Source organism: Vibrio gelatinilyticus, from assembly GCF_022836845.1.
Classification (GTDB): domain Bacteria; phylum Pseudomonadota; class Gammaproteobacteria; order Enterobacterales; family Vibrionaceae; genus Vibrio; species Vibrio gelatinilyticus.
Map to the genome: position 1 here is coordinate 1 of NZ_JAJNNZ010000050.1, position 763 is coordinate 763.

At 54.3% G+C, this 763-nt stretch carries 1 protein-coding gene; it reads right to left on the reverse strand.

The genetic code is table 11. The features are described from left to right. Nucleotides 1-763 (reverse strand): VCBS domain-containing protein (locus LNL84_RS19630; RefSeq protein WP_279611109.1); only part of this gene is annotated, 763 nt, incomplete at both ends.

Consider the following 763-nt stretch of genomic DNA (forward strand, 5'->3'; position numbering starts at 1 on the left):
ATTAGTGCCCGTCACGGTAATGGTCAGCGTGGTTTGCGCAGCTGCGTCGTGCTCGTCGGTGACGGTCACGGGGATCTCCAGTACCAACTTATCGCCTTTGCTCAGGCTGTCGTAGGACGAGGCATCAAATGTATAACTGCCATCGGCATTGAACGTTAGGCCTTCTGCTGTGGAGTCGGTGCTAAAGCTAAGCTCGGCATCGTCGCCTAAATCCACATCCGTCGCGCTCATTGCGCCTGTAATCACCGTATCTTCGGTAACGCTGTCGGTTTTCGCTTCAGCCACTGGCGCATCGTTGGTACCAGTGACAGTAATGGTGATGGTTTGCGGCTCACTCTTCGCGCCGTCGTTGTCCACCGCCACGTAAGTGAAGCTCACTTCTTGCGACTGACCTGGCTCAAGCGCCTGAAAATCCTCGCCAGGCTTGAAGGTGTAATTGCCGTTAGGTTTAAACACCAGCTCGCCTTTGCCTTCGGGTAAATCAGATTCAAGCTCGTAGGATTTCACCCGGCCATCAATATCTGACGCTTCAGGCACGCTCTCTTTAAGAACGGTATCTTCATTGGTGGTTTGCGAATCCGCTTTGGCTACGGGTGCGTCGTTGGTGCCTGTCACGGTGATGGTCAGCGTGGTTTGCGCCGTGGCGTCGTGCTCGTCGGTGACGGTCACCGGGATCTCTAATACTAACTTCTCGCCTTTGCCCAGGCTGTCGTAGGACGAAGCATCAAATGTATAACTGCCATCGGCATTGAACGTTAGGCCT